This is a genomic window from Serratia sp. HMSC15F11 (assembly GCF_001808215.1).
In the GTDB taxonomy this organism is placed as follows: Bacteria; Pseudomonadota; Gammaproteobacteria; order Enterobacterales; family Enterobacteriaceae; genus Serratia; species Serratia nevei.
The window spans coordinates 1-22,535 of record NZ_KV792398.1; the positions used below are offsets into that span (position 1 = coordinate 1).

Annotated in this window: 20 protein-coding genes, 1 pseudogene and 1 other annotated feature; of the genes and pseudogenes, 12 read left to right on the plus strand and 9 right to left on the minus strand. The window is 60.1% G+C overall.

The features are described from left to right. Positions 1–79 precede the first annotated feature (79 nt). The gene (gene topA, locus HMPREF3138_RS03705) at positions 80–2,677 is read right to left on the minus strand and encodes a type I DNA topoisomerase (RefSeq protein WP_038881773.1); all 2,598 of its coding nucleotides are present in this window, start codon (positions 2,675–2,677) and stop codon (positions 80–82) included. A gap of 427 nt (positions 2,678–3,104) precedes the next feature. On the opposite strand from topA, the gene HMPREF3138_RS03710 reads away from it, so the two are divergent. Next, on the plus strand, positions 3,105–3,356 hold the full coding sequence (locus HMPREF3138_RS03710) for a YciN family protein (RefSeq protein WP_038877306.1): 252 nt from the start codon (positions 3,105–3,107) through the stop codon (positions 3,354–3,356). 51 nt (positions 3,357–3,407) lie between these two features. Here the strand turns inward: HMPREF3138_RS03710 and sohB are convergent, their stop codons facing one another. Then, entirely contained in the window at positions 3,408–4,454 is a 1,047-nt protein-coding gene (gene sohB / locus HMPREF3138_RS03715; protein ID WP_038877302.1) for a protease SohB, read from the minus strand. Between the two features lie 359 nt (positions 4,455–4,813). Between sohB and HMPREF3138_RS03720 the strand changes: the two genes are divergently transcribed. Next, positions 4,814–5,575 (plus strand): YciK family oxidoreductase, encoded by a 762-nt coding sequence (locus tag HMPREF3138_RS03720; RefSeq protein ID WP_038877300.1) that lies wholly within the window; start codon positions 4,814–4,816, stop codon positions 5,573–5,575. A 13-nt stretch (positions 5,576–5,588) separates the two neighbouring features. Beyond that, the gene (gene cobO, locus HMPREF3138_RS03725) at positions 5,589–6,179 is read left to right on the plus strand and encodes a cob(I)yrinic acid a,c-diamide adenosyltransferase (RefSeq protein ID WP_038877297.1); all 591 of its coding nucleotides are present in this window, start codon (positions 5,589–5,591) and stop codon (positions 6,177–6,179) included. Positions 6,180–6,216: 37 nt separating this feature from the next. Here the strand turns inward: cobO and rluB are convergent, their stop codons facing one another. The 5 genes from rluB to HMPREF3138_RS03750 all read right to left on the minus strand — a co-directional run bounded on the left by rluB (position 6,217) and on the right by HMPREF3138_RS03750 (position 10,254). Further along, positions 6,217–7,122 carry a 23S rRNA pseudouridine(2605) synthase RluB gene (gene rluB / locus HMPREF3138_RS03730; protein ID WP_025303042.1) on the minus strand — a complete coding sequence of 302 codons (906 nt, stop codon included), beginning with the start codon at positions 7,120–7,122 and terminating at the stop codon, positions 6,217–6,219. Between the two features lie 162 nt (positions 7,123–7,284). Then, a complete protein-coding gene (locus HMPREF3138_RS03735; protein WP_038877294.1) occupies positions 7,285–8,082 on the minus strand; it encodes an alpha/beta fold hydrolase in 798 nt (265 codons plus the stop codon). 147 nt (positions 8,083–8,229) lie between these two features. Continuing rightward, on the minus strand, positions 8,230–8,589 hold the full coding sequence (locus HMPREF3138_RS03740) for a Rap1a/Tai family immunity protein (RefSeq protein WP_038877292.1): 360 nt from the start codon (positions 8,587–8,589) through the stop codon (positions 8,230–8,232). A gap of 115 nt (positions 8,590–8,704) precedes the next feature. Further along, on the minus strand, positions 8,705–9,325 hold the full coding sequence (locus HMPREF3138_RS03745) for an L-threonylcarbamoyladenylate synthase (protein ID WP_033643268.1): 621 nt from the start codon (positions 9,323–9,325) through the stop codon (positions 8,705–8,707). A 47-nt stretch (positions 9,326–9,372) separates the two neighbouring features. Next, complete coding sequence (locus tag HMPREF3138_RS03750) at positions 9,373–10,254, minus strand: RNase RNM (protein ID WP_070558802.1); 882 nt, start codon at positions 10,252–10,254, stop codon at positions 9,373–9,375. A gap of 252 nt (positions 10,255–10,506) precedes the next feature. Then, positions 10,507–10,610 (plus strand) — a sequence feature (Trp leader region). Positions 10,611–10,634: 24 nt separating this feature from the next. Between HMPREF3138_RS03750 and HMPREF3138_RS03755 the strand changes: the two genes are divergently transcribed. The 6 genes and pseudogenes from HMPREF3138_RS03755 to HMPREF3138_RS03785 all read left to right on the plus strand — a co-directional run bounded on the left by HMPREF3138_RS03755 (position 10,635) and on the right by HMPREF3138_RS03785 (position 17,728). After that, positions 10,635–12,197, plus strand: a complete 1,563-nt coding sequence (locus tag HMPREF3138_RS03755) for an anthranilate synthase component 1 (RefSeq protein ID WP_038877289.1) — start codon at positions 10,635–10,637, stop codon at positions 12,195–12,197. After that, positions 12,197–13,793, plus strand: a pseudogene (trpD, locus tag HMPREF3138_RS26955) (bifunctional anthranilate synthase glutamate amidotransferase component TrpG/anthranilate phosphoribosyltransferase TrpD). Before HMPREF3138_RS03755 ends, trpD begins: the two are co-directional and overlap by 1 nt. A 3-nt stretch (positions 13,794–13,796) precedes the next feature. Next, positions 13,797–15,158, plus strand: coding sequence for a bifunctional indole-3-glycerol-phosphate synthase TrpC/phosphoribosylanthranilate isomerase TrpF (gene trpCF, locus HMPREF3138_RS03770; protein WP_080213341.1), 1,362 nt, complete (start codon positions 13,797–13,799; stop codon positions 15,156–15,158). A 41-nt stretch (positions 15,159–15,199) separates the two neighbouring features. Next, a complete protein-coding gene (gene trpB, locus HMPREF3138_RS03775; protein WP_033634762.1) occupies positions 15,200–16,390 on the plus strand; it encodes a tryptophan synthase subunit beta in 1,191 nt (396 codons plus the stop codon). Further along, positions 16,390–17,196 carry a tryptophan synthase subunit alpha gene (gene trpA, locus HMPREF3138_RS03780; RefSeq protein WP_038877280.1) on the plus strand — a complete coding sequence of 269 codons (807 nt, stop codon included), beginning with the start codon at positions 16,390–16,392 and terminating at the stop codon, positions 17,194–17,196. Before trpB ends, trpA begins: the two co-directional genes overlap by 1 nt. Before the next feature lie 217 nt (positions 17,197–17,413). Next, a complete protein-coding gene (locus HMPREF3138_RS03785; protein ID WP_016927515.1) occupies positions 17,414–17,728 on the plus strand; it encodes a BON domain-containing protein in 315 nt (104 codons plus the stop codon). Positions 17,729–17,772: 44 nt separating this feature from the next. On the opposite strand, the gene ompW is transcribed toward HMPREF3138_RS03785, so the two are convergent. Beyond that, complete coding sequence (ompW, locus tag HMPREF3138_RS03790) at positions 17,773–18,405, minus strand: outer membrane protein OmpW (protein WP_019452715.1); 633 nt, start codon at positions 18,403–18,405, stop codon at positions 17,773–17,775. A gap of 286 nt (positions 18,406–18,691) precedes the next feature. On the opposite strand from ompW, the gene HMPREF3138_RS03795 reads away from it, so the two are divergent. Both HMPREF3138_RS03795 and HMPREF3138_RS03800 read left to right on the plus strand, forming a co-directional pair. Further along, complete coding sequence (locus tag HMPREF3138_RS03795) at positions 18,692–19,132, plus strand: YkgJ family cysteine cluster protein (protein ID WP_033634766.1); 441 nt, start codon at positions 18,692–18,694, stop codon at positions 19,130–19,132. 34 nt (positions 19,133–19,166) lie between these two features. After that, the gene (locus HMPREF3138_RS03800; RefSeq protein ID WP_038877276.1) at positions 19,167–19,919 is read left to right on the plus strand and encodes a YciC family protein; all 753 of its coding nucleotides are present in this window, start codon (positions 19,167–19,169) and stop codon (positions 19,917–19,919) included. A 51-nt stretch (positions 19,920–19,970) separates the two neighbouring features. Here HMPREF3138_RS03800 and HMPREF3138_RS03805 read toward each other — a convergent pair whose 3' ends face one another. Next, the gene (locus HMPREF3138_RS03805; RefSeq protein ID WP_038877273.1) at positions 19,971–21,674 is read right to left on the minus strand and encodes a SulP family inorganic anion transporter; all 1,704 of its coding nucleotides are present in this window, start codon (positions 21,672–21,674) and stop codon (positions 19,971–19,973) included. 221 nt (positions 21,675–21,895) lie between these two features. On the opposite strand from HMPREF3138_RS03805, the gene HMPREF3138_RS03810 reads away from it, so the two are divergent. Further along, the gene (locus HMPREF3138_RS03810) at positions 21,896–22,435 is read left to right on the plus strand and encodes a septation protein A (RefSeq protein ID WP_004932082.1); all 540 of its coding nucleotides are present in this window, start codon (positions 21,896–21,898) and stop codon (positions 22,433–22,435) included. Positions 22,436–22,535: the final 100 nt, after the last annotated feature.

Here is a 22,535-nt window from a genome sequence, read left to right on the forward strand (position 1 = left end):
TTAGGAGGTGGTTTAAGGCTTACAATAAAAAAACCAGCCGCCGGGGCTGGTTTTTCATCTTACTGGCAGGACAGCGGCCTTACTTCTTGCCTTCGACCCACTTGCCGTCCACGTAGAACGCAGACCAACCGGTCGCCTTGCCGTCTTTTTCAGAGGAGACGTACTGCTGCTTGGTTTTACGGCTGAAACGCACCAGCGTTTTATTGCCTTCGGCATCCGCCACCGGCGCATCGGCCAGATAGCGCAGCTTCTCCGGCAGGCGATCCTTGAAGCGAGCCAGCTCTTCCACCAGCGGCGCACGGGTCTCGCGCGATTTAGGGAAGGTGTTGGCCGCCAGGAACACGCCGGCCGCGCCGTCACGCAGCACGAAATAGGCGTCGGACTTCTCGCACGGCAGCTCCGGCAACGGCACCGGATCTTCCTTCGGCGGCGCGACATCGCCGTTGCGCAGGATCTTGCGGGTGTTTTTGCAGTTCTCGTTGGTGCAGCCCATGTACTTGCCGAAGCGCCCCATTTTCAGGTGCATTTCCGAGCCGCACTTGTCGCACTCTACCACCGGACCGTCGTAGCCCTTCAGGCGGAACTCGCCCTCTTCGATCTCATAGCCGTCGCACGCCGGGTTGTTACCGCAGACGTGCAGCTTGCGCTGGTTGTCGATCAGATAGCTGTCCATCGCCGTACCGCATTTCTTGCAGCGGCGGCGGGCGCGCAGCGCGTTGGTTTCCGCGTCGTCGCCTTCGAGGATGTTGAGCACTTCCGCTTCCGGCACCAGATTGATGGTGGTTTTGCAGCGCTCCTTCGGCGGCAGCGCATAGCCGGAACAACCGAGGAACACGCCGGTGCTGGCAGTACGGATACCCATCTTGCGGCCGCAGGTCGGACAGTCGATGCTGGTCATCACCATCTGGTTAGGCCGCATGCCGCCTTCTTCCGGATCTTTCTCCGCCGTTTCCAACTGCTCGCTGAAATCAACGAAGAACTCGTCCAGCACCGCTTTCCACTCGGCCTGGTTGTTGGCGACCTCATCGAGGCCGTCTTCCATGCGCGCGGTGAAGTCATAGTTCATCAGCTCGCGGAAGTTTTCTTCCAGACGATCGGTGACGATCTCGCCCATTTTCTCGGCATAGAAGCGGCGGCTTTCCACCCGCACATAACCGCGATCCTGAATGGTCGAGATGATGGAGGCGTAGGTGGACGGACGGCCGATACCGCGTTTTTCCAGCTCTTTCACCAGCGAGGCTTCGCTGTAGCGCGCCGGCGGCTTGGTGAAGTGCTGGCTCGGGATCAGTTTCTGCAGATCCAGTTCGCTGCCGATTTCGACGTATGGCAGGGTGCGATCTTCATCGCCCTTGCGCAGCGCCGGCATCACCTTGGTCCAGCCGTCAAAGCGCAGCGTACGGCCCTTGGCGCGCAGCTGATAATCGCCGGCTTTCACCGTCAGCGTGGTGGAATCGTATTGCGCCGGCGTCATCTGGCAGGCGACGAACTGGCGCCAGATCAGCTGATACAGCTTCTGCGCGTCCGCTTCCATGTCTTTCAACTGCTCGGCGAGCACGTTCACGTCCGAAGGACGGATCGCTTCGTGCGCTTCCTGCGAATTCTCTTTGCTGCTGTACTGATTCGGCGCCTTCGGCAGGTATTTGTCGCCAAAGTTGTCGCCGATGTAGCCACGCACCATGTTGAGCGCATCCTGGCTCAGGTTGGTGGAATCGGTACGCATATAGGTGATGTGGCCGGCTTCATACAGCCGTTGCGCCATCATCATGGTTTTCTTCACGCCGAAGCTCAGGCGGGTGCTGGCGGCCTGTTGCAGCGTGGAGGTAATGAAAGGCGCGCCCGGTTTGCTGCTGGTCGGTTTGTCTTCGCGATCCAGCACCGTGTAACGGGCTTTTTCCAGCAGCTTGACCGCGGCGTGAGTCTGCTCGCGGTTGACCGGCTTGAACGGTTTGTCGTGCGCGTGGGTCACTTCCATCTGCAGCGCGGTTTCACCCTTCGCCAGCAGATCGGCATGCAGCTCCCAGTACTCTTCCGGCACGAAGGCCTTGATGTCGCGCTCTCGCTCAACCACCAGGCGCACCGCCACCGACTGCACGCGGCCGGCGGACAGGCCGCGGGCGATTTTCTTCCACAGCAGCGGCGAGACCATATAGCCCACCACGCGGTCCATGAACCGGCGCGCCTGCTGCGCGTTGACGCGGTCAATGTTCAGCTCGCCCGGCTGTTTGAACGCCTGCTGGATCGCGTTTTTGGTGATTTCGTTAAACACCACGCGGCTAAAGCGTTTGTCATCCCCACCGATCACTTCCCGCAGGTGCCAGGCGATGGCTTCCCCTTCGCGGTCAAGGTCGGTTGCGAGATAAATGTGGTCGGCGTTTTCCGCCAACGATTTTAACTCGGCGACCACTTTTTCTTTACCCGGCAGGATTTCATAATGCGCTTTCCAGCCGTGGTAAGGGTCGACGCCCATGCGATTTACCAGCGCCGCCTTCTCATCTTTTTTAACTTTTTTCTTGGCTTTGTCTTCGGTTGAGTCAGCGCTCTTTTTGCTGGCTGAGCCACTGGTCGGCAAATCACGGATATGACCGACGCTGGACTTCACCACGTAGTCACTTCCTAAATATTTATTAATAGTTTTGGCTTTTGCCGGGGACTCAACTATTACGAGAGCTTTACCCATATTTACCTTTACCTAATTTATTTCTTCTAAAAAGAAGTCTTTTATCTCGCCGTGCCGCGGCAATTCGTGTCTCTTTTTTTATATTGCGGCAGTCTGGCAAGAGATCAACAGATTTTTTTCTTTTGGTTGCCCAACTGCTCAACCTGAACGCAAGTTGTTGATCCTGCCTGCTATTCACCCATGCCCCAGAAGTATGGCTGTGTGAGTTTTATTCATGGCGTAAACAAAACCTTCCACCTGACGCCGCAAAATCCCACACTGTACCTGATAAAAAGCGTCACGCAACCTAATTAGCACGGAAAGACCGATTTCGCCAACCGGCGGGCGCCCATGGCCATCCAGACGGCAAATAAACCTTAGTCGGTTTGCGGATAAAAGCGAACCGGCGTTAGAATATGTGCAGAGTTTTTAGTTTGGAGTCTAATAAATGCGCACAAATACTGCCCCTATCAGCCGCGAGGCCCTGCTGGCGGAAGCAAATAACATCATCCGCCAACACGAAGATTATCTGCACGGCATGATCGCCACCGACGTTGAACAAAAAAGCGGCGTTTTAGTTTTCCGCGGCGAATACTTTTTGGATGCGGATGGATTGCCCACCGCCAAAACCACCGCGGTATTTAATATGTTTAAACATTTGGCCCATCTGCTTTCGGAAAAATACCACCTGGTCGATTGAGAAAAGAAAACGGGGGCACCTGGCCCCCGTTGATTCACGCTATCGCCACCGTTACAGCAGCGGCTTTTCACCACGCTGCCACCAGCGCAACAGCAAGCGATCGACGCTTTCCGCCGCGCTGCCGGTGAAGCGATCCATCAGGCGTTTGCGGCGCGTATAGCGCACGGCGATCACTTCGTGGTTGTCCAGCTCGGCGATCAGCAAGTCATCGCTGGTGCCGATGGCGTCGATCAGCCCCTTCTCTTTCGCCTGTGAACCGAACCAGTGCTCACCGGTGGCGACGCTGTCGATGTCCAGCGACGGGCGCTGCTCATGCACGAAGCGCTTGAACAGCTCGTGGGTTTCGTTCAGATCTTCGCGGAACTTCTCCCGCCCCTGTTCGGTGTTTTCACCAAACAGCGTCAGCGTACGTTTAAACTGCCCGGCGGTGTGCAGCTCCACGTCGATGTCGTTCTTCTTCAGCAGGCGGTGGAAGTTCGGGATCTGCGCCACCACGCCGATGGAGCCGATGATGGCGAACGGCGCCGCCACGATGCGATCCGCGACGCAGGCCATCATGTAGCCGCCGCTGGCCGCCACTTTATCCACCGCTACCGTCAGGCGAATGCCGCCTTTGCGCAGGCGCTCCAGCTGCGAGGCCGCCAGGCCGTAGCCGTGCACCACCCCGCCCGGGCTTTCCAGGCGCAACAGAACTTCATCCTGCGCCGACGCTACCGCCAGCACCGCCGAGATCTCTTCGCGCAGCGAGGTCACCTCGTGCGCGTCCATGCTGCCCTTGAAGTCCAGCACATACAGGCACGGCTTAGTCACTTCCACCGCGCCGGACTTGGCACGCTGCTTCTTCAGCTTGTCGTCGGCCTTGGTCTGCTTCTTGAACTGTTTCAGCCAGACCTTCTGCTCGGCGGTATCCATACGCGCCAGGCGCATATCACGCTGCATCTCGCGATACTGTTCACCGAGATCGGTCAGCTGCAGCTCCCCTTTCTGGCGGTTCTTGCGTTGCCCCAAACTGACCGCCAGGATGGCCAACGCGGCGATGGCGAGCACCACCGTGGCGACCTTGGCCAGAAACAGGCCATAAACAGATATAAACTCCACAGATTCCGCCTTTATTTACAGGTTGTTAGTATGCTTCTTTCCATTTTAGCCAACCGCAGCGGCTGCTGTCGCGGCTAAATGAAAATTCATTGCGCACGGATCATCACTATGGGGACGATTCAAGGCCGAACCAAGGCGCCGCCGCCGTGCTTTTGTTACAAAAGAATGCCATTTCAGCCTGCTACGCATTGAAAATGCCCACGGATTAAGGCATATAACACCCATTATTCATCAATACGATGAGACGAATTCGCTGCGCGGCCCGCAGACGGTCGAGCCTTCGCTCCCGCCCCGGCCGCGCGTTTCACCCTTGCTCCCCGATATTCGCGGGAGAACAGCCACCCAGGCGAGGATTTATCGTGCATTACCAACCCAAACAAGATCTGCTCGAACAACGTATCATTTTGGTCACCGGCGCCGGCGACGGCATCGGCCGCGAAGCGGCGCTGACCTACGCGCGCTTCGGCGCTCAGCTGGTGCTGCTGGGGCGCACCGAGAGCAAACTGCTGGCGGTACAACAAGAGATCGCGGCCCAGGGCAGCGCCCCGGCCCGGGTGGTGACGCTGGACTTGCTGCACGCTACTCAGGAGCAATGCCGGCAGATAGCCGACGATCTGGCGAGCCAGATCCCCCGCCTTGACGGCGTGCTGCACAACGCCGGCCTGCTCGGCGACATCGCGCCGATGGCCGACCTGTCGATGACCATGTGGCAAGAGGTGATGCAGGTTAACGTCAACGCCACCTTTATGCTGACTCAGGCGCTGCTGCCGCTGCTGCTGAAATCCCACGCCGGTTCGCTGGTGTTCACCAGTTCCAGCGTCGGGCGCACCGGCCGCGCAGACTGGGGTGCCTATGCGGTGTCGAAGTTCGCCACCGAGGGAATGATGCAGGTGTTGGCCGACGAGTATAAAAACCGCAATTTGCGGGTGAACTGCATCAATCCGGGCGGCACCCGCACCAAAATGCGCGCATCTGCCTTTCCGCATGAAGACAAGAACAAGCTGAAAACCCCGGCCGATATCATGCCTCTGTATTTGTATCTGATGGGCGAAGACAGCCGCCGCAAAACCGGCATGAGCTTCGACGCACAGCCGAACCGTAAACCCGGCGCGGCCGAATAATAAGGAGCGTTTCATGGCGGAAGATCGTCATCAACAGCGCCAGCAGCGCCTGAAAGAACAGGTCGATGCCCGCATCGCCGCCGCGCAGGACACGCGCGGCCTGCTGCTGGTGTTTACCGGCAACGGCAAGGGTAAAACCACGGCCGCCTTCGGCACCGTCACCCGGGCGGTTGGCCACGGCATGCGCGCCGGGGTGATCCAGTTCATCAAGGGCGAGTGGCCCAATGGCGAAAAAAACCTGCTGCAGCAACACGGCGTTGAATTCCAGGTGATGGCCACCGGTTTTACCTGGGAGACGCAGAATAAAGCCGGCGATACCGCCGCCTGTCAGGCGGTGTGGCAGCACGGCAAACGCATGCTGGCCGACAGCAGCCTGGATCTGGTGCTGCTGGACGAAGTGACCTACATGCTGACCTACGATTATCTGGAACTGGAAGAGCTGAAGGCAGCGTTGCTGGGGCGCCCTGCGCACCAAACGGTGATCCTGACCGGGCGCGGTTGCCATCGCGATCTGCTGGAACTGGCGGATACGGTCACGGAGATGCGGCCGGTAAAACACGCGTTCGATGCAGGCGTGAAGGCGCAACAGGGGATCGATTGGTAACAAAAAGTTCTGGCCCCGAACGGGGCCAGAATGAGGGTTAGCTGCGTTTGCTTGGCTTGCCCGGTTTACCCGGCTTGCTACCTGGCGCACTGCGGCGGCCGCTGCCGGCCACCTGAGAGTGGCGCTTGACCGCGCGGCGGATCTGGTTGGCCTTCACGCGGCGGCGTTCACGCTCCACGGGCATTTTGCTGACCGTTTCCGGCTTCAATTCCACCAGCTCGCGCAGGTAGTTGATCGCCGGCAGATCCAGCTCGGCCCAGCCGCCGCGCGGCAGGCCTTTCGGCAGATCGATGTCGCCGTAGCGCACGCGGATCAGGCGGCTCACCTGCACACCCACCGCTTCCCACAGGCGACGCACTTCACGGTTACGACCTTCGGTCAGGGTCACGTTGTACCACTGGTTGAGGCCTTCACCGCCCTGGAAGCTGATGGTGCGGAAGGCGGCCGGGCCGTCTTCCAGCTGCACACCCTTGCTCAGCTGCTTCACTTTCGCATCGTCAACCTGGCCGAACACGCGTACCGCGTACTCGCGCTCCACTTCACGGCTCGGGTGCATCAGACGGTTGGCCAGTTCGCCATCGGTGGTGAACAGCAGCAGACCGGAGGTGTTGACGTCCAGTCGCCCTACCGCCACCCAGCGTGAACCACGCAGCTTCGGCAAGCGATCGAACACCGTCGGGCGGCCTTCAGGATCGCTGCGGGTACACAGCTCGCCTTCCGGTTTGTAGTAAGCCAGCACCCGGCAAACCACCTCTTCGGATTCTTTGATCGACAGGACATGGCCATCCAGACGAATTTTCATCGCTGGGGTCACTTCAACGCGATCGCCCAGCTTGGCGACCTTGCCGTCGACGCTGACGCGCCCGGCTTCAATCATGGTTTCGATTTCACGACGCGAGCCATGCCCGGCGCGCGCTAAAACTTTCTGTAACTTTTCGCTCATTGAGCAACCTCTAATGTCGCCTTCACAGGCGTCGGGGGGATACCGCCGCGGCCAAGCGCCACCACGGTAATAATACGTTTATCAGGATCGAACCGCGCATTATACAGGCTTTCTAAGGTGTTGAAACCCACTTTATCGGCGGTGGCCCCCTTCAGACGGCGTTCACGGCGCCAAAAAATCCTCCACCGCCCACAGCACCGCGTCGGGCCGTTCCAGAATGCCGAGGTGAGTACGAGCCTCCCCTAACCGTACCACAGAGAAAAACGGCTGCTCGGCGGCAAAAGCCTGCTGCTGCCGCAGATAGTCGTCGCGGCGATCCAACGAGTAAATATGCCGGCACAGCGGCGGCGCGCTCATTCCCGCCAGGCGTTGCAGCGGCGAGCCGAATTGCCGGTAGGCCTGTTCGATGGCCACGCCGGCGGCACGCCAGAGCCGGTAATCTTCCTGCGCCATCTCGACCTCCAGATGGCGTTTGACCCGATCGTGGCGTATGCCCCCCTGCCAGAAGTCGAACAAGGCGTCGCGCGTCGCCAGCCACTGCTGCGGCTGCTGCATACGGCTCACAGCCGTAAAGAACGCCGGCTCCGGCTGCGTCATGATCCAGTCGAGAAACACCATGCCCCGTATCCGCTGCGGGAACGCTTCGGCCAACGCCACCGCCAGCCAGCTGGCATGCGCCACCGACAGAGTGATCACGTCATCCAAACGCAGCGCCGTCAGCAGCTGACGCACATCTTCCAGCAAATCGTCCGCCGCCAGCGACATCCCCGACGCTTTTGACGACAGGCCGTGGCCGCGCCAGTCGATGCTGATCACCCGATAGCGTTCAGCCGCCAAGGCGATAAATGGCTCAAATACGGTTTTCGGCTCGCACCAGCCGGGCAGCAACACCAGCGTGTGCGGCCCTGAGCCGATATCCTGATAGTCGAGCATCATGTTGGCGCTGTGAAATGCGGTCATATTACCTCCTGCGCGTCTCTCCCCGACCCGTTCGGGAAATACCGAGGGGATAAGGTGACAGCGCAGCAGGCATTGATCTATTGAAGTTCGTGCGGAAAGAGTCCGAGCGCACCTTATGAAAAAATGCGCACGAATTGGAATAGGAACTTAATGACGCACGCAGGGATAGGCGGCGGTTAACGCCAGCATGATCACCGACGGCGCGGAATAATGCAGCTGCTCAGGATGCTCGTTCAAATACTGCATCACCGCGTCGGCGGCTACGCCGATGCTAATCCCGGCTTCGGGGCAAATATTGCGGTTGCCCTGCATGGAGTAGGTATCGAATACGCCGGCGACGTATCCCATGAACATGCCGCCATTCAGCGCTTCGGCCACGGTGGCTTCACCGCTTTTATTTTTTACGTAACCGCCGGATTCCGCCAGCAAACCGCTGCCCGAATAAAACCCCGCATTTGCCATTGAGGAAAATAATAAGGCCGCTAAAAAAGAAACCTGTTTAATCATTGCTGCGCATCCTGCCCATTATCAATTCTGAAGTATTCAAGAATAGCGGCTTTCATGCGAAATAGCGTCGCTTCAGCCGATTTTCAGACAATGGTCAAGGTGGCAACAATTGACATCAACGGAAAGGCGCCGCGTCACCCGCTCCTTCACGCACCACTTCCGGTGAGGATTCGGTCAGATCGATAACCGTCGTCGGCTGTTGGCCGAGGAAGCCGCCGTGGATCACCAGATCGACCACCTTGCCCAGGTGATCGCTGATCTCTTCCGGATCGGACTCGGCAAAGTCATTGCCCGGCAGCATCAGCGTGGTGGACATCATCGGTTCGTTCAGCGCCTCCAGCAGCGCCAATGCGATCGGGTTTGACGGCACGCGCAGGCCGATGGTTTTGCGCTTTTCATTCATCAAACGGCGCGGCACTTCTTTCGTCGCTTTCAGAATGAAGGTGTAGTTGCCCGGCGTATTGTTTTTGATCAGGCGAAACGCCGTATTATCGACGTGCGCATAAGTCGACAGCTCGGACAGATCGCGGCACATCAGGGTAAAGTTGTGGTTGCCGTCCAGCTGACGGATGCGGCAAATGCGTTCCATCGCCGCCTTCTCTTCCAGCATGCAACCCAGCGCATAGCCGGAATCGGTGGGATAAACGATCACCCCGCCCTTGCGCAGCACCTCAACCGCCTGGTTAATCAAACGCGGCTGCGGGTTGTCCGGGTGAATATAAAAAAGCTGACTCATGACTTGCTCCTAAAATGATGCCCGCGCGCGTTGCCACGCGCGTAAAATCAGACCGCCTCGCCCGGCTGCGGCCAATCGCGCCACACCGGCTCAACGCCGCCCGGCAGCCACAGTTTGCGGCCCAGTTCGATCCACGAACAAGGCTGATGAAAATCAGAGCCTTGCGAGGCCAACAGGCGGTAGTCCTGGGCGTATTTCGCCAATTGCGAGCGCTCATGCGGCGCCTGCTGACACTGCGCCACTTCCATGGCGTCGCCGCCGTGTTCGGCGAAATGCGCCAGCAAACGTTTCAACCACTTCGCGGTCAGATCGTAACGGCCGGGATGCGCCATCACCGCCTGACCGCCCGATTGATGAATCGCATCAATGGCTTGTTCTATTGTACACCACTGCGGCGGCACGTAGCCGGTTTTGCCCTTGGCCAGGTATTTCTTGAATACCTGCGCCATGTTGTCCGCCACGCCAATCTCCACCAGGTAACGGGCGAAATGGCCGCGGGTCACCGCACCGGCCCCCGCCAACCGCTGGGCGCCGGCATAGGCGTCGGGAATGCGCGCCTTACCCAGACGCACGCCGATCTCCTGCGCACGGCGATTGCGGCGTTCGGTTTGTTCTGCCAATAGCGCCACCAGCGCCGGGTGCGCGACGTCCATGCCCAACCCAACGATATGGATCTCATGATTTTCCCACAGCGTCGAGATTTCCACCCCGTTGACCAACCGCAGCGGCAACGCCTGCTCCGCAATGGCGGCGGCGGCCTCGGCCAACCCGGCGGTGGGGTCGTGATCGGTGATCGCCAGCACGCCCACGCGCATCTCGACCGCCCGCTGCACCAGCTGCGTCGGCGTCAGGTAGCCGTCGGAGGCGGTCGTGTGGCTGTGGAGGTCGTACAGAGTAAAAGCGGTGGATTGGGGGTTACTGTCTGTCAAAACGGCTATCCGGCAATGGCTTGGATTTCTATCATACCCGCGATCGGCGGCCGGACGGAAATCTATTCTGCCCTGGCCGCAGGTGCCGGGCGGATGATGAATAGAATTCACGCTGACCGCTAAAACATTGTGCAAAAAGAGGGTTGACTTTGCCGCCTCGAACCAGTTAACTAGTACACAAGTTCACGGCCGTGGCCGTGTCAGATGAGCGTTAACAGAGAGAGTCTGCAAATGAACAAATATATTTCTCTTCACGGTTGGTGGCGTACCTCCCTCTTGCGGGCGGTGTAATCGCGCATAGCTGTCATCTGACAATGCAGATTTCCTGAGCCCGCACCTGATGCGGGCTTTTTTATGGACAGAATTCACTGGAACCACCGATGATGAACACCAAACCACAACTGACATTGCTGAAGGCGCAAGCCAGCTACCGGGGCGACCCCACCACCATTTTCCACCAGCTGTGCGGTGCCCGTCCGGCCACCCTGCTGCTGGAATCGGCGGAAATCAACAGCAAACAGAATCTGCAGAGCCTGCTGGTGATTGACAGCGCGCTGCGCATTACCGCACTGGGTCATACCGTCAGCGTGCAGGCGCTGACCGCCAACGGCGCAGCGCTGCTGCCGCTGCTGGACGAAGCGCTGCCGCCCGAGGTGCGCAATCAGGCGCGCCCCAACGGCCGCGAACTGACCTTCCCGGCGATCGACGCGGTGCAGGACGAAGACGCCCGCTTGCGCTCACTGTCGGTGTTCGATGCGCTGCGCACGCTGCTGACCCTGGTGGACTCCCCGGCGGACGAGCGCGAAGCCGTGATGCTGGGCGGCCTGTTTGCCTACGATTTGGTCGCCGGTTTCGAAGACCTGCCGGCGCTGCGCCAGGATCAGCGCTGCCCGGACTTCTGCTTCTATCTGGCGGAAACCCTGCTGGTGCTGGATCACCAACGCGGTACGGCCCGTCTGCAGGCCAGCGTCTTCAGCGAGCAGGCGAGTGAAGCGCAGCGTTTGCAGCAACGTCTGGAACAGCTGCAGGCCGAATTGCAACAAACCCCGCAGCCGATCCCGCATCAAACGCTGGAGAACATGCAGCTGAGCTGCAACCAGAGCGACGAAGAGTACGGCGCGGTGGTCAGCGGGCTGCAAGAGGCTATCCGTCAGGGCGAGATTTTCCAGGTGGTGCCGTCGCGCCGCTTCTCCCTGCCTTGCCCGGCGCCGCTGGCGGCCTACCAGACCTTGAAAGACAACAACCCCAGCCCGTACATGTTCTTCATGCAGGATGATGACTTCACCCTGTTCGGCGCTTCGCCGGAGAGTGCGTTGAAATACGACGCGGGCAATCGCCAAATCGAAATCTACCCGATCGCCGGCACTCGCCCGCGCGGCCGCCGTGCCGATGGTTCGCTGGATCTGGATCTCGACAGCCGCATCGAACTGGAAATGCGCACCGACCACAAAGAGCTGGCTGAGCACCTGATGCTGGTCGATCTGGCGCGCAACGATCTGGCGCGCATCTGCCAGGCCGGCAGCCGCTACGTGGCCGACCTGACCAAGGTGGACCGCTATTCGTTCGTCATGCACCTGGTTTCCCGGGTAGTGGGCACCCTGCGCGCCGATCTCGACGTGCTGCACGCCTATCAGGCCTGCATGAATATGGGCACCCTGAGCGGCGCGCCGAAAGTGCGCGCGATGCAGCTGATCGCCGCCTCCGAAGGCACACGCCGCGGCAGCTACGGCGGCGCGGTAGGCTACTTCACCGCCACCGGCGATCTGGATACCTGCATCGTCATCCGTTCCGCCTACGTTGAAGACGGCATCGCCACCGTGCAGGCCGGCGCCGGCGTGGTGCTGGATTCCATCCCGCAGGCGGAAGCCGACGAAACCCGTAATAAAGCCCGTGCCGTGCTGCGCGCCATCGCCACTGCGCACCATGCCAAGGAGGTGTTCTGATGGCCGATATCCTGTTGCTCGACAACGTCGACTCCTTTACCTACAACCTGGTCGATCAGCTGCGCGCCAGCGGCCACCAGGTGGTGATTTACCGTAACCAGATCGCCGCCGAGCTGATCATCGAACGCCTGGAGCACATGACCCAGCCGGTGCTGATGCTGTCGCCCGGCCCCGGTACGCCGTCCGAAGCGGGCTGCATGCCGGAACTGCTGCAGCGCCTGCGCGGCCGGCTGCCGATCATCGGCATCTGTCTCGGTCACCAGGCGATCGTCGAAGCCTACGGCGGCCAGGTCGGCCAGGCGGGCGAGATCCTGCACGGCAAAGCCTCGGCAATCGTTCACGATGGCGCAGGCATGTTCGCCGGCATGGCCAACCCGCTGCCGGTGGCGCGCTACCACTCGCTGGTCGGCAGCAATATCCCGGCCGATCTTACCGTCAACGCCCGTTTCGGCGAGATGGTGATGGCGGTGCGCGACGACCGTCGCCGCGTGTGCGGCTTCCAGTTCCACCCGGAATCGATTCTGACCACCCACGGCGCGCGCCTGCTTGAGCAGACCCTGGCCTGGGCGCTGGCGAAGTAATATAAGGAACACGACGATGCAACCTATTCTTGAGAAACTGTACCGCGCCGAGTCGATGAGCCAGCAGGAAAGCCAACAGCTGTTCAGCGCCATCGTGCGCGGCGAACTGGAGCCGAGCCAACTGGCGGCGGCGTTGATCAGCATGAAAGTCCGCGGCGAGCGCCCGGAAGAGATCGCCGGCGCCGCCAAAGCGCTGCTGGACGACGCTCAGCCGTTCCCGCGCCCTGACTACCCGTTCGCCGATATCGTCGGCACCGGCGGCGACGGCACCAACAGCATCAATATTTCCACCGCCAGCGCCTTCGTCGCGGCGGCGTGCGGCGCGAAGATCGCCAAGCACGGCAACCGCAGCGTCTCCAGCCGCTCCGGCTCCTCGGATCTGCTCGCGGCGTTCGGCATCCGTCTGGATCTGCCGGCGGAAGAAGCGCGTAAGGCGCTGGACGATCTCGGCGTGTGTTTCCTGTTCGCGCCGCAGTACCACACCGGTTTTCGCCACGCCATGCCGGTGCGCCAGCAGCTGAAGACCCGCACGCTGTTCAACGTGCTGGGCCCGCTGATCAACCCGGCGCGTCCGCCGCTGGCGCTGATCGGCGTATACAGCCCGGAACTGGTGCTGCCGATTGCCGAAACCCTGCGCGTGCTGGGTTATCAGCGTGCGGCGGTGGTTCACGGCGGCGGCATGGACGAGGTGGCGATCCACGCCACGACGCACGTGGCGGAATTGCACAACGGCGAAATCAGCAGCTACCAGCTCACGCCGCAGTCCTTCGGATTGGAAACCTATCCGCTGGAAGCCTTGCTGGGCGGCACGCCGGAAGAAAACCGTGACATTTTGGCGCGGCTGTTACAAGGTAAAGGCGAGCCGGCGCACGCCGCGGCGGTCGCGGCCAACGTCGCGTTGCTTCTGAAGTTATTCGGACATGAAGACCTGCGCCAAAATGCGCGGCAGGCACTGGATATGATCAACAGCGGGCAGGCCTATGAGCGTGTCATCGCACTGGCGGCAAGAGGATAAATGATGCAGGAAACCGTGCTACACAAGATTGTCCGCGACAAAGCGCAATGGATCGCGGCGCGACAACAGCAACAGCCCCTGGCCGGCTTTCAGAATGATATCGTACCGAGCGAACGCAGCTTCTATCACGCGCTGCAGGGCACCCGTACGGCTTTCATTCTCGAATGCAAGAAGGCCTCGCCTTCCAAGGGACTGATTCGCGAGAACTTTGATCCGGTGGAGATCGCCACGGTCTATAAAGATTTCGCCTCGGCGATCTCGGTGCTGACCGACGAGAAATACTTCCAGGGCAGCTTCGATTTCCTGCCGCTGGTCAGTAAAACCGTCAGCCAACCGGTGTTGTGCAAAGACTTTATCATCGACCCGTATCAGATTTACCTGGCGCGCTACTATCAGGCCGACGCCATCCTGCTGATGCTGTCGGTGTTGACCGACGAGCAGTACCGCCAGCTGGCGGCGGTGGCCCACAGCCTGAACATGGGCGTGCTGACCGAAGTGATCAGTGAAGAAGAGCTGCAGCGCGCGATCGCGCTGGAGGCGCGCGTGGTCGGCATCAACAACCGCGATCTGCGCGATCTGAGCATCGACCTGAACCGCACCCGTCAGTTGGCCCCGCGCGTGCCGCATGGCGTGACGGTGATCAGCGAGTCGGGCATCAACAACTACGGGCAGATCCGCGAGCTGAGCCACTACGCCAACGGCTTCCTGATCGGCAGCGCGCTGATGTCGGAACCCGATCTGCGCGCCGCCGTGCGCCGCGTGATCCTGGGCGACAACAAAGTGTGCGGCCTGCCCCGTCCGCAGGACGCCGCCGCCGCCTATCAGGCCGGCGCCATCTACGGCGGGCTGATTTTCGTCGGGCGTTCACCGCGCTATGTGGACATCACCCGCGCCCGCGAAGTGATCTCCGGCGCGCCGCTGAAGTACGTTGGCGTGTTCTGCGACGCCCAGGTCGATACCGTGGCGTTGACCGTTGAGCGCCTCGGGCTGCATGCGGTGCAATTGCACGGCGCGGAAGACCAGGCCTATATCAACGCCCTGCGCGCCCGCTTGCCGGCCGACTGCCGCATCTGGAAAGCGCTGAGCGTGAAAGATCGAGTGCCGGCGCGCGATCTGCAGCATGTTGACCGTTATCTGCTCGACAACGGCGCCGGCGGTACCGGCCAACGCTTCGACTGGTCGGTATTGCAAGGCGAAGATCTGACTAACGTGATGCTGGCGGGCGGCCTGCGCGCCGACAACTGCGTCGAAGCGGCCAAGCTCGGCTGCGCCGGGCTGGACTTCAACTCCGGCGTGGAAAGCGAACCGGGCATCAAAGATCCCGCGCGCCTGGCCTCGGTCTTCCAGACCCTGCGCGCCTACTGAATACGGCTCTATATTAATAACGGATAATAACGGGAACTCTCATGACGCTGCTTAACCCCTACTTCGGCGAATTTGGTGGCCAATACGTGCCGCAAATTCTGATGCCGGCCCTGAAACAACTGGAAGAAGCCTTTGTCAGCGCCCAGCGCGATCCGGCATTTCAGGCGGAATTTATCGATCTGCTGAAGAACTACGCGGGCCGCCCGACGGCGCTGACGCTGTGCAAAAACCTCACCGCCGGCAGCAACACCAAGCTTTATCTGAAGCGTGAAGACCTGCTGCACGGCGGCGCGCACAAGACCAACCAGGTGCTGGGCCAGGCGTTGCTGGCCAAGCGCATGGGCAAAACCGAGATCATCGCGGAAACCGGCGCCGGCCAGCACGGCGTCGCGTCGGCGCTGGCCTGCGCGCTGCTCGGCCTGAAATGTCGCATCTATATGGGCGCCAAAGACGTTGAGCGCCAGTCGCCGAACGTGTTCCGCATGCGGCTGATGGGCGCGGAAGTGATCCCGGTCCACAGCGGCTCCGCCACCCTGAAAGACGCCTGCAACGAAGCGCTGCGCGACTGGTCCGGCAGCTATGAAACCGCGCACTATATGCTCGGCACCGCCGCCGGCCCGCACCCGTACCCCACCATCGTGCGTGAATTCCAGCGCATGATCGGCGAAGAAACCAAAGCACAGGTGCTGGAGCGCGAAGGCCGCCTGCCGGATGCGGTCATCGCCTGCGTCGGCGGCGGCTCCAACGCCATCGGCATGTTCGCCGACTTTATCGATGACGCCGACGTTGGGCTGATCGGGGTGGAACCCGCCGGTCTGGGCATCGAAACCGGCCAACACGGCGCACCGCTCAAGCACGGCCACGTCGGCATCTACTTCGGCATGAAGGCACCGATGATGCAGACCGCCGAAGGCCAGATTGAAGAATCCTATTCAATTTCCGCCGGGCTGGACTTCCCGTCCGTCGGGCCGCAGCATGCCTACCTGAACAGCACCGGCCGCGCCGAATACGTGTCGATCACCGACGACGAAGCGCTGGAAGCGTTCAAGGCACTGTCGCGCCATGAAGGCATCATCCCGGCGCTGGAATCCTCACACGCCCTGGCACACGCGCTGAAAATGATCCGTGAAACGCCGCAGAAAGAGCAGATCCTGGTGGTCAACCTGTCCGGCCGCGGCGACAAAGACATATTTACCGTTCACGACATTTTGAAAGCACGGGGAGAAATCTGATGGAACGTTATCAGCAACTGTTCACGCGTCTGGAAAGCAGCAAGGAAGGCGCCTTTGTCCCGTTCGTGACGCTGGGCGATCCTAACCCGGCGCTCTCGCTGCAGATTATCGACACCCTGATCGAAGCCGGCGCGGACGCGCTGGAGCTGGGCATCCCCTTCTCCGATCCGCTGGCGGATGGCCCGACCATCCAGAGCGCGACGCTGCGCGCCTTTGCCGCCGGCGTCACGCCGACCCAGTGTTTCGAGATGCTGGCGGCCATCCGCCAGAAGCATCCGACCATTCCCATCGGCCTGCTGATGTACGCCAACCTGGTGTTCCATAAAGGCATCGATGCGTTTTACCAGCGCTGCGCCGAAGTGGGCGTGGATTCGGTGCTGGTCGCCGACGTGCCGTTTGAAGAGTCCGCGCCGTTCCGCGCCGCCGCCGCGCGCCACGGTATCGCACCGATCTTCATCTGCCCGCCGAACGCCGATGACGATCTACTGCGTGAAATCGCGTCACACGGCCGCGGCTACACCTACCTGCTGTCGCGCGCCGGGGTGACCGGCACCGAAAGCCGAGCGCAGCTGCCGTTGCATCACCTGGTGAACAAGCTGCGCGAGTATCACGCCGCGCCGCCGCTGCAGGGTTTCGGCATCTCCGAACCCGAGCAGGTAAAGGCCGCGCTGCAGGCCGGGGCCGCCGGCGCGATCTCCGGCTCGGCAATCGTCAAAATCATCGAACAGCACCATGCCAACCCGGCGGAGATGCTGACCAAGCTGGCGGCCTTCGCCAGCAGTATGAAGCGCGCCACCCGGGCGTGAGCCTCTCCAGCGAGCGCCCCGCCGGCGCTCGCTTTAACAGCTTGTTTCCCCTCAAAGTTTGTTCCATTTATTTACAGCAAAAATTTGAACAAACTCAGGTCTTGTCTCACAATGAACTTTGTTCGCTATGCATTTCTTCGTTTTATTTGGGGAATGCACTCGCTGCGGCGAAAAACCGTAGCGAATTTCAACCATAACATTGCATGGAGAGTAATTTATGAAGCTGTTTAAAACCCTTTCAGCCTTGTGCATGGCAGCCGTTGTGGCGGTCGCGGTGAGCGCTTGCGCGCCGACGGCAAAATCAGAGGGAACAGGCGGTTATATCGATGACACCGTAGTCACCACCAAAGTGAAATCGGCGTTGCTGGCGGATAAAAACATCAAGTCGCGCGAGATCAGCGTGGAAACCTTTAAAGGACGCGTTCAGCTGAGCGGCTTCGTGACGTCAAGCGATGACGCCAACCGTGCGGTGCAGGTCACTCGTGGCGTGGCCGGCGTGAAATCGGTTGAAAACGTGATGCAGGTTAAATAATACCGACACAGGGAGGCGCAACGCCTCCCTGTTTGTGGCCATCATCAGAAGCGATAACCCGCCCCGAACATGAACACCCACGGATCCAGACGCGTATCGAAGCTGTGGTGCCCGCCATTCGCATCGTTGAAGCGAGTTTTGGTTTCGATGTTCATCCACCACACCGACATGTTTAGCATCCAGTGTTCATCCAGGTTGTAATCCAGGCCGGCCTGCGCCGCCACACCCCAAGAGTCTTTCAGGTCGAGGTTGCTCAACCCGGCGCTTTTGCCGTAGTCGTTGAACTTCTCGTCGAAGAAGGTGGTGTAGTTAACGCCGACGCCCAAATAAGGCCGCAGTTTGTCCTGCTTGTCGCCGAAGTAGTATTGCGCCATCAGCGTAGGCGGCAATTGGTGAACGGTCGCCAGATCGGTGCCGCCCAGCGTAACCTTGTGGCGGAATGGCGTTGCGGCCAACAACTCAACGCCGATGTTGTCCGTCACCATGTAACCGAAGGTCAGACCGAGCTGGGTATTGTTTTTCGCATCCAGCGAACCCAACCCCAATACGTTGTCCGAACCCGCATTTGGACGCACCGTCGCGGTTCCCGCGCGGAACAGGAAATCACCGGCCTGATGCGCACTTGCCAACATAGGCGCCATCATCGTCGCCAATACCACCAGAGTTGTCTTTTTCATTATCCATTCCATTTGTGTGGTTAATCGCTCGAGGGAGAATATACCTACTTTCGGGTATTTGTGATCCCATCGAGATCACATCTTATGTGTAAAAATTTAAAATCCTACTAAAAACAAGGTTACCTAACCGCTTAATAAATCAAGGATTGATCTGCATCAAAAAATCGATTTTGTTGCAAATTATTTACATGTTCAAATTTCGGTTGCGGAGAAAAATGCGGCTGAGGTAATTTCATTTTCCGTGTTGGTTTTGGTTGGTGCCGTAAGGAGTCGGTGAGCAATCAAGATGAGCGAAATCCTTAATCCCTGTGTCAGCTGCGGCGCATGCTGCGGTTATTTTCGAGTGTCATTCTATTGGGCCGAAGCCGAAGACGGCGGCGGCACCGTTCCCCTTTCCTTAACGGAGCCTTTGACCCCGTTCCTGCGCTGCATGCAGGGGACCAACAGCAAGTCCCCCCGCTGCAACGCTCTGGACGGCGAGATCGGCAAAGCCGTGTCCTGCTCGATCTACCTCAATCGGCCCAGCCCGTGCAGAGAGTTCGATCAGTCCGGTGAAAACGGCCTGCGCAACGAAGCCTGCGATCGCGCCCGGGAACGCTACGGGCTGCCGCCCCTGCCGGTACCCCTGCCGCTCTCGCTGCCTGAGACGACGATCGTTGAAGAAATAGGCGTAGTGCAATTCGCGGGGTGCCACAGCGGCGTGGAACAGGGTACAATCACCCACTGATTTATCTCTGTTTTCCCGACGCCAAGGAGTCTGCATGCCTATCACGGCCAACGCTTTGTACCGTGACAGTTTTAACTTTTTACGCAACCAACTGGCCAGCATCCTGATGCTGGCGCTGTTGACGGCGTTTATCTCCGTACTGCTGAATCAGGCCTTCAGCCCCGATGCCGAACAGTTGGCGACGCTCGCTGCCACCACCAGCGATTTCGCTTCGTCTACCGGTATGGGCATTCAGGAAGTGATCCAGCAGATGACGCCGGAACAGCAGATGGTGTTGCTGAAAGTGTCGGCGGCCGCCACCTTCTCCGCGCTGGTCGGCAACGTGCTGCTGGTCGGCGGGATGCTGACGCTGATCCGTCTGGTGTCGCAAGGGGAACGCACCAGCGCCCTGCGCGCGCTCGGTGCCTCGGCGCCCGATCTGCCGCGTCTGCTGCTGCTGCTGTTTATCTGCACCCTGCTGATCCAGCTCGGCCTGACGCTGTTTGTGGTGCCGGGCGTGCTCATGGCGATCGCCTTCGCGCTGGCGCCGGTGATCGCCTCCGTCGACAAGAAAGGCGTGTTCGCTTCGCTCAAGCTGAGCAGCAAGTTGGCCTTCGGCAATGCGCGCGTGATCGTGCCGGCAATGATGCTGTGGCTGGCGGCCAAGCTGCTGGTGCTGTTTTTGGTGAGCCATCTGTCGGTGCTGACGCCGAACGTCGCCAGCGTGGTGTTGACCGCGTTGAGCAACCTGGTGTCTGCCCTGCTGCTGATCTACCTGTTCCGCCTGTACATGCTGCTGCGCGGCTAACGCCGACGCAACAAAAACCCAAGGGGCACGCTTCGGCGCGCCCCTTTTTATTTACCCCACCGTGGCGGCTTCCGCCTGCTCCTTACTCTGAATCAGCTTCAGCGCCAGATACAGGTCCGGCACCAAAATCAGCTCTTTGTCGCGCCCTAAGCGGTTGATGCGGAACCAGCGCGTCAGCTCGGTGCGGCGCCCCGCCAGCACCAGCTTAACGTTACGCTGTAACAGGTCGCGTTTCAGTTCGTCGATGGCCGCCAGCACGCTGATATCGGCATGGGTAAAACTGGCTACCGCATCCACCACTACCCAGCGCGGCTGGAACGGCGTGCCGTCGACCAAATTGAGAATACGGCGTTTGAAGTACGCCACGTTGAAATAGGTCAGTGGCGAATTGAAGCGATACATCATGACCCCAGGCACCGCCTTCACCCCATTGTTGTTGCCCATGGAGTGGATCATGCCTTCGTCGTTGACGCCCAGCAGCTGCTCCGTCGGCCGGAAGACGGTGCGCAGAAACTGCATCAGCCCCAGCAACACCGCCAGCCCGATGCCGCTGATCACTCCCACCAGCAGCACGCTGAGGAAGGTAAACAGCGCCAGGCGAAACGCCTGCGCGTTGCGGCGGCGCAAAACCCAGATGCCGCGAATGTCCAGCAGCGACCAGGCCGCATACATCAGCACCACGCCCAATCCTGCCACCGGAATAAACTGCAGCGGCGCCATCAGGAACAGCAAGACGAAGGCGATGACCGCAGCGGCGATGACCGACACCAGCTGGCTCTTGCCGCCGTTGGCGTCATTCACCGCGGTGCGCGAGTCCGCACCGCTGATAGCGAAACCTTGCGACAGCGCGGAGACGATATTCACCAGCCCCAGCGCACGAAACTCGGCGTCGGCGTTCACCTCATAACCGTTCTTGGCGGCAAAGCTGCGGGCGGTGAGCATCATGCTGACAAAACTCACCACCGCCAGGTTAAGCGCCGGGATCACCATGTCGCGCAGCAAACCGGGCTGGAAGTCCGGCCACTGGACGATCGGCAACACGCCGCTGAAACCGCCCACCGTCACCACGCCATGCTGCTGCAGGCCGCCGGCCCAGGTGACGAACGCCGCCAGCACGATGGCAAACAGCGGCGCCGGCCAGTTAGGCCGCCATTTTTTAAATCCGAGCAGCGTCACCAGCGTCAACAACGACACCGCCATCGTCAGCCAGTCGCTGTGCAGCAGGTTACCGGGCAGCGCGTAGATACGCTCGATCAGCTGCGCCGGGCGCACCGTGAATCCCAACACCTTGCCGATCTGATCGACGATGATGGTGATCGCCACCCCGTTCAGCAGCCCGCTGAGGATCGGCCGCGACAGCAGATCCGCCAGCGCCCCCAGCTTGAACCGGCTGGCCAGCAGGCACCAGCCGCCCATCATCGCGGTCATCATGATGGTCAGTTGCCAATGGCGCTCCATATTACCCGCCGCCAGCGGCGTCACCACCGCGGCGATCACCGCACAGGTGGCGGCGTCGGGCCCGACGATCAGCTGGCGCGACGAGCCGAACAGCGCATAGGCCACCATCGGCAAGATACAGGAATAGAGCCCCACCACCGGGCTGACCCCGGCCAGCTCAGCATAGGCGATGGCCACCGGCAAGGCGACGGCGGCGACGGAAAGGCCGGCGCGAATATCCGGCTTGAGCCAGCTGCGTTGATACCCCAATAAATGCGTCAACCCCGGCGTCAGGGCCTGGAGAGATTTCCACTGCATGCTGTTTTCCGCGGTAAATTATCTGGTTATTATGACACTTACTATGCGGCCTGCGGCCCGCGCTGGCAATGTGCCCGCGTTTTCTTGCGTAAGTTTATGCAAATTCCTGCTTTCGCGGCAGAAATCCGCCGGCCAAACGCCGATAATCGGCAACGCCCGGCGGTACACAGAGCTCGCCGAATCCGGTATAGTCGGCCGATGAACAGATGATGGATTGATTTATGAAGCAGTTTCTTGATTTCCTCCCGCTAATTGTCTTTTTCGCTTTTTACAAGCTGTACGACATTTACGTCGCTTCCGGCGCGTTAATTGTCGCCACCGCGCTGGCGCTGGTGTTCACCTGGGTGAAATACCGCAAGGTCGAGAAGATGACGTTGATCACCTTCCTGATGGTGCTGGTGTTCGGCACCCTAACGCTGGTGTTCCACAACGATTTGTTCATCAAATGGAAGGTCACGGTGATTTACGCGCTGTTCGCGCTGGCGCTGCTGATCAGCCAATGGGTGCTCAAAAAACCGCTGGTTCAACGCATGCTGGGCAAAGAGCTGACGCTGCCGGACAAAGTGTGGAGCAACCTCAACCTGGCCTGGGCAGTCTTCTTCCTGGCCTGTGGCCTGGCGAACATCTATGTCGCCTTCTGGCTGCCGCAAAGCGTCTGGGTCAATTTCAAAGTCTTTGGCCTGACGGTGCTGACGCTGGTCTTCACCCTCCTCAGCGGTATCTATATTTACCGGCACATGCCGGAAGAACAGAAAAAATAGTTACAAAATTGTTAATGCCTGCGGCGCTTGCCGCGGGCAGTATGATGTTATTCCCTCCTTTTAAAAGCAGACTGCTATGACACAACAACGACCTTTACCC